The following is a 6,482-nucleotide window of genomic DNA, read 5'->3' on the forward strand; positions in this document are numbered from 1 at the left end:
CAGGTCCGCGGCCGCGGCGAAGCGGGCGGAGAAAGTCGCAGCGATGGCTTGCGAGCGGACCATGGGCTTCAAAAGCCGCAAGGATCGTGCGCGGTCAAGCGATTCCGGCGCTCAACAGGACGAACCGCGTGCGGTTGTCGCTGGAATCCTGGATGTCGTTGCGCAAAATCGACAGGTCGTAGACCTCGGCCGCCCGCGCGGGGGCGACGGCGGCGCGGCTGGGATCGCCGGCCTCGGCGACATCGCGCGCGGCCCCGGCGGTGTCGAAGGCCTCGACCGCCGTGACGCCCAGCGCGCCAAGGGAAGCCGGGCATTGGCGCAGGGCGATGGGGTGGCTTTCGGCCGTCTTCACCGTGCGCAGCGAGGCGCCGTGCGGAGCCATCAGGGCCAACCGGATCGGGCGCCAGACCTCGGAGACAATGGTCAGGCCGGACTGTTCGACCAGGGTCGCGGCGGGCTCCACCCGGCCGATGGTGGAATTCTCGACCGGGATCAGGGCGGCGCCGATCCGGCCCGCCTTCAGCGCGTCGATGACTTCGGCGAAGGTGTCGAAGGCGACGGGGTCGTCCCACGGACGCAGGTCGACGCAGGCCTCATGGCTGAACGCGCCGGGCGCGCCCTGATAGCCGCAGCGGCCGCCGGTGCTGTCGCCTTCCGGTCGGCCGACGCCCTGCATCTAGGCCGCTTTCGACCGAGCCTGCCGGCCTGCCTTGAGCCGTTCGGCGACGAGGAAGGCCAGCTCCAGCGCCTGATCGGCGTTGAGGCGTGGGTCGCAGTGGGTGTGGTAACGGCTCGACAGATCGTCCTCGGTCAGGGCCTGCGCCCCGCCCAGGCATTCGGTGACGTTCTGGCCGGTCATCTCCAGGTGCACGCCGCCGGGGTGGACGCCCTCGGCCTCGGCCACGTCGATGAAGCCGCGCACCTCGCCGAGGATCCGCTCGAACGGCCGGGTCTTGTAGCCGTTGCCGGCCTTCAGCGTGTTGCCGTGCATCGGGTCGATCGACCAGATGACGCGCTTGCCGTGCTCCTTGGCCGCCCGCATCAGGCGCGGCAGGCGGTCGCCGACCTTGTCCACGCCGAAACGGCCGATCAACGTCAGGCGCCCGGGCGTGTTGTCCGGATTGAGCGCGTCGATCAGCGGCAGCAGGTCGTCCGGCTCCATGGTCGGGCCGCACTTCACGCCGATGGGGTTCTTCACGCCGCGCATGAACTCGACGTGGGCGCCGTCCAGCTGACGCGTGCGCTCCCCGATCCACAGCATGTGGGCCGAGGTGTCGAACCATTCGCCGGACGCGCCGTCCAGACGGGTCAGGGCGCTCTCGACGTTCAGCAGCAGGGCTTCGTGCGAGGTGAAGACCTCGACCCGGCTGAGGTCCGGATGGGTCTCGGGCGTGACGCCGACCGCTTCCATGAAGGCCAGGGCTTCGGTGATCTTGTCGGCCAGCTCGCGGTACTGGGCGCCGGCAGAGCTGTCGGCCGCGAAGCCCATCGTCCAGCGATGGATGTTGTAGAGGTCGGCGTAACCGCCGCCCGCGAAGGCGCGCAGCAGGTTCAGCGTCGAGGCGGACTGGTTATAGGCCTTGAGCAGGCGCTGGGGATCCGGGACCCGTTCCTCGGGCGTGAAGGCCATGCCGTTGATGATGTCGCCGCGATAGCTGGGCAGCTCGACGCCGTCGATGGCCTCGACGCCGGACGAGCGCGGCTTGGCGAACTGGCCGGCGATGCGGCCGACCTTCACGACCGGCTTGCGGCCCGCGAAGGTCAGGACCACGGCCATCTGCAGGATCAGGCGGAAGGTGTCGCGGATGTTGTCGGTCGAGAACTCCTTGAAGCTCTCGGCGCAGTCGCCGCCCTGCAGCAGGAAGGCGTTGCCCGCCTCGACCTCGGCCAGCTTGGACGTCAGCCGACGCGCCTCGCCCGCGAAGACGAGGGGCGGCATGGCCCGCAGCTCATCCTCGACACGGTGCAGCGCAGCCATGTCGGGATAGTCCGTCGGCATCTGCACGACGGGTTTCTGTCTCCAGCTCTCGGGCGTCCAACGGGTACTCATGGCGCCAAGATAGGCCGGAGAGCCGCCGGGGACAATGAACGCGGTGTCGCGTTTTTCCTCAGCCCGCCGACATGTTGCCCGCGTGCTGCTTCTCGCGCAGCGTGACCAGCTCCTCGGCCATGGTCGGATGGACCGCGCAGGTGGCGTCCCACTGGGCCTTGGTGAGGCCGGCCTTCACGGCGATGGCGGCCAGCTGGATCATCTCCGGGGCCTCGGGGCCGACGATATGGACGCCGACGACCTTCTGGCTCTGGGCGTCGACGACCAGCTTCATCAGGACGCGTTCGTCCGAGCCGGTGAAGGCGTATTTCATGGGGCGGAAGCGGGTCAGGTAGACATCGACCTCGCCCGGACAGGAATGACGCGCCTCGCTTTCGCTCAGGCCGACCACGCCGACCGGCGGCTGGCTGAACACGGCGGTGGCGACGGCCTCGTAGTCGAAGGCCTGCGGATTGTCCCTGAAGACGGTCTGGTGGAAGGCGACCGCCTCGCGGATGGCGACGGGGGTCAGGTTCATGCGGTCGGTGACGTCGCCGATGGCCCAGATGTTGTCCGCGGTCGTCTTGGAGAAGCCGTCGACCTTGATGGCCCCCTGCTCCGTCAGCTCGACGCCCGCCTTCTCGAGCCCCAGCCCCTTCACATAGGGCATGCGTCCGGTGGCGAACATGACCACGTCGCTCTCGATCGTCATGCCGTTGGCGAGGTGGTTCACCAGGCCGGTCTCGGTCTTCTCGACGGACTCGTGCTGGCAGCCGAGGATGACCTTGATGCCGCGCTTCTCGATATCGCCGGCCAGGTGGGCGCGCACGTCGTCGTCGAAGCCGCGCAGGATGTTCGGGCCGCGATAGATCAGGGTCGTCTCGACGCCCAGACCGGCGAAGATGCCGGCGAACTCCACCGCGATATAGCCGCCGCCCGCGATCAGGATGCGCTTGGGCAGTTCCGGCAGGTGGAAGGCCTCTTCCGAGGTGATGGCGTGCTCGATCCCCGGCATGTCCTCGGGCGACCAGGGCCTGCCGCCGGTGGCGATCAGGATCTTGTCGGCGGTGATCTCCCGGTCGATGGAGCCGTCCTTCTTGAGGATCTGGACGGTGTGGTTGTCCTTCAGGATCGCGCGTCCATGGACCAGATCGACGCCCGCCTTGCCCAGGTTGGCGGCGTAGATGCCCGACAGGCGGGCGATCTCGACATCCTTGGCCTGGATGAATTTGGGCCAGTCGAAGCTGGCCTCGACGGTCCAGCCATAGCCTTCGGCGGTCTCGAACTGGTGGGCGAAGTCACTGGCCATGACCATGAATTTCTTGGGCACGCAGCCGCGGATAACGCAGGTGCCGCCGACCCGGAACTCTTCCGCGATGGCCACCCGCTTGCCGCCCAGCGCCGTCAGCCGCGCCGCCCGCACCCCGCCGGAACCGGCGCCGATGACGAAGAGGTCGTAGTCGTGGGTCTCTGACATTCTCTATCCGCTCATCCCGGCGAAAGCCGGGACCCAGTGCTGTCCAGCATGACGCCGGCGCTTCCGGACCTTCATCCGCGCCGACCGGAAAGAGTGCTCACCCAAAGGTCTGGGTCCCGGCTTTCGCCGGGATGAGCGGAGTAATTGGTATCAGGGCAGCAGCACCTCAACCCCGTCGTCCGTGCCGATGATCGCCTCGTCCGCCAGGTCGAGGAACAGACCGTGCTCGACCACGCCGGTGATCAGCTTCAGGTCGTCGGCGAGACGGGCCGGGTCGTGGATCGCGCCGCAGGCCGCGTCATAGATCAGATTGCCGCCGTCGGTGCGGACCAGGCCGCGCTCGGCCACGCGGACGCGGGCGGGCATGGCGATGTCGTGGTCCGTCAGGACGTCGGCGATGCGGTTGCCGGTCGTCTTGTGCCCGAAGGCGACGACCTCGATCGGCAGGGCGAACTTGCCTAGGACCGGCACGACCTTGGCCTTGTCGGCGATGCAGATGCAGCGGGTCGAGGCTTCCCACACCAGCTTTTCGCGCAGCAGGGCCGCGCCGCCGCCCTTGATCAGGGCCAGTCCCGGCCCGACCTCGTCGGCGCCGTCGACGGTCAGGTCGATGCGCGGGCTGTCCTCCAGCGTCGATAGCGTCAGCCCCAGTTCCCGGGCCAGTTCGGCGGTCGCCTCCGAGGTCGGCACGCAGCGCAGGCCGGTGAGGTTGCGAGCGGCCAGCGCCTTGACGAACCAGGCGGCGGTCGAACCGGTGCCCAGGCCGACGACCATCCCGGCCTCGACCCGGAGGGCGGCGGCCTCGCCGGCGTTCTTCTTCTGAATATCGGACATGGTCGGCTCGCTGGCGGGAGGGAATCGCACGGACAGGCGGGCTTTATCCGGCCATGGAGACGCGGGGAAGCGTGGTGATCAGCCCCGCGCCTTCTTCGCCCGCATCATCTCCATGAACTTGGCCGCCCAACCGGCCTTGGCCGTCTGGGGCGCGCGGGCTAGGCCGAGATCGCCGGGAGCGACGTCGGAAGTGATCACGGAGCCCGAACCGACCATGGCGCCGGCGCCGATGGTGACCGGAGCCACCAGCGAGGTGTTGGAGCCGACGAAGGCGCCCTCGCCGACCGTGGTGCGATGTTTGAAGAAGCCGTCGTAGTTACAGAAGATGGTCCCGGCGCCGATGTTGGCCTTGGCCCCCACCTCGCCGTCGCCGAGATAGGCCAGGTGGTTGGCCTTGGCCCCGGCGGCCATGGAGACATTTTTCACCTCGACGAAATTACCGACCTTCACGCCCTCGGCCAGTTTGGCGCCGGGGCGCAGGCGGGCGTAGGGGCCGACCTCGGCGCCGCCGGCGACCGTCGCGCCCTCGATGTGGCTGAAGCTGCGGATGCGCGCGCCCGGGGCGATCTTCGCGCCGGGGCCGAAGACGACATAGGGCTCAATCGTCGTGCCGCCGCCGACCTCGGTGTCCCACGAGAAGTGGACGGTGTCAGGCGCGGCCATGGTGACCCCGGCGGCGAGAAAGGTCTCGCGCTGCACCTTCTGGAACAGGGCCTCCGCGACGGCCAGTTCGCCCTGGGCGTTGACGCCCATGACGGCGTCCTCGTCGGCCATGACGGCGCGGGTCGGAGCGCCGCGTCCGCGGGCCAGCTCGACCACGTCGGTCAGATAGTATTCGCCCTTGGCGTTCTCGTTCTTCACCTCGGCCAGCAGTTCGAACAGCAGGCCGATCGGCGCGGCCATGACGCCCGAGTTGCAGGCGGTGATGGCCAGGACCTCGGCCGACGCCTCCTTGGCCTCGGTGATGGCGGTCAGGGTCTCGCCGTCCATGACCAGGCGGCCGTAGGCGCCGGGATCGCGGGCCTCGAAGCCGATGACGCGCACGCCCTCGGTCTGGGCGAAGACCGGCTCGATGTCGGCGGCGCGCAGCAGGGGCACGTCGCCGTAGGTGATGACCACCTGGCCGACGAAGTCGCCGAGAACGGCCTCCGCGGCGCGGACGGCGTGGCCGGTGCCCAGCGGCGGGTCCTGCACGGCGATGGCGTCCTCGCCCAGCCGCGCGACGACGTGCGCGCGCACCTCCGGCGAGTGGGAGCCGACGACGACCACGATGCGCTCGCAGCCCAGGGCCTCGGCGGCGTCGATGGCGTGATCCAGCATGGCGCGGCCGCCGACCGGGTGCAGCACCTTGGGCAGCGGCGATTTCATCCGCGTCCCCTGCCCGGCGGCGAGGATGATGGCGGCCCTGGCTTCAGAAGATCTGGGTTCGGCGTGGGTGGTCATGAATCGGTCCGACGGATAGTCACCGGTCCGGTCTAGCCCATCGGGGCCGATGACGGGAGAGTCGGGTGACGCAGCGGGATCTGGACGGCTGGACCATCGCCTTCGACCTGGATGGGACTCTGGTGGAGACCCACGTCGATCTGGTGGGGACGCTGAACCGGATGCTGGTCGCGCGCGGCCTGCCGCCGGCGCCGATGGACAGCGCCGCATCCCTGATCGGCGGCGGGGCGCGAGCCATGCTGCAACACGGCTTCGAAAGGGCGGGCGCGACCTGGGACGAGGCGGATGCGCCGGCCCTGTTCGAGGCCTTCCTGGCTGACTACGTCCTGCACATCGCCGACCATTCGCGCGCCTATCCGGGCGTGGTCGCGACGCTGGAGCGGCTGGCGGCGCGCGGCGCGATCCTGTGTGTGGCGACCAACAAGCGCACCGACCTGTCCCTGCTGCTGCTCGACAGGCTGGACCTGACCCGGCATTTCGCGGCCATCGTCGGACCGGACAAGGTCAGCGCGCGCAAGCCCTCGGGCGCCCATCTGATCGAGGCGGTGCGGATGGCCGGCGGCGATCCGGCCAGGGCGGTCATGGTCGGGGACGCCCCGCCGGACGTCGGCGCGGCGAAGAACGCCGGCCTGCCCTGCATCGTCGTCACCTACGGCTACACCCCCATAGCGCCCGCCGAACTGGGCGGAGACGTGCTGA

Annotated in this window: 6 protein-coding genes; 1 reads left to right on the forward strand and 5 read right to left on the reverse strand. The window is 69.3% G+C overall.

Annotated elements, in window-relative coordinates; all coding sequences use genetic code 11:
* Positions 1 to 94: 94 nt before the first annotated feature.
* The 5 genes from Q0C81_RS14235 to glmU form a co-directional block, all read right to left on the reverse strand.
* On the reverse strand, positions 95 to 676 hold the full coding sequence (locus Q0C81_RS14235) for a prephenate dehydratase domain-containing protein (RefSeq protein WP_291839251.1): 582 nt from the start codon (positions 674 to 676) through the stop codon (positions 95 to 97).
* Positions 677 to 2,050 (reverse strand): class II 3-deoxy-7-phosphoheptulonate synthase, encoded by a 1,374-nt coding sequence (locus Q0C81_RS14240; protein ID WP_291839253.1) that lies wholly within the window; start codon positions 2,048 to 2,050, stop codon positions 677 to 679.
* A 58-nt stretch (positions 2,051 to 2,108) separates the two neighbouring features.
* Positions 2,109 to 3,506, reverse strand: coding sequence for a glutathione-disulfide reductase (gene gor / locus Q0C81_RS14245; protein WP_291839256.1), 1,398 nt, complete (start codon positions 3,504 to 3,506; stop codon positions 2,109 to 2,111).
* A 150-nt stretch (positions 3,507 to 3,656) separates the two neighbouring features.
* Entirely contained in the window at positions 3,657 to 4,340 is a 684-nt protein-coding gene (gene rpiA, locus Q0C81_RS14250; RefSeq protein WP_291839258.1) for a ribose-5-phosphate isomerase RpiA, read from the reverse strand.
* Between the two features lie 78 nt (positions 4,341 to 4,418).
* A complete protein-coding gene (gene glmU / locus Q0C81_RS14255) occupies positions 4,419 to 5,783 on the reverse strand; it encodes a bifunctional UDP-N-acetylglucosamine diphosphorylase/glucosamine-1-phosphate N-acetyltransferase GlmU (protein WP_291839260.1) in 1,365 nt (454 codons plus the stop codon).
* A gap of 65 nt (positions 5,784 to 5,848) precedes the next feature.
* On the opposite strand from glmU, the gene Q0C81_RS14260 reads away from it, so the two are divergent.
* Positions 5,849 to 6,482, forward strand: a 634-nt coding sequence (locus Q0C81_RS14260; protein ID WP_291839263.1) for an HAD-IA family hydrolase, incomplete at its 3' end; no start/stop codon positions are given.

The sequence above is a fragment of the Brevundimonas sp. genome, from assembly GCF_023259385.1.
GTDB lineage: Bacteria > Pseudomonadota > Alphaproteobacteria > Caulobacterales > Caulobacteraceae > Brevundimonas.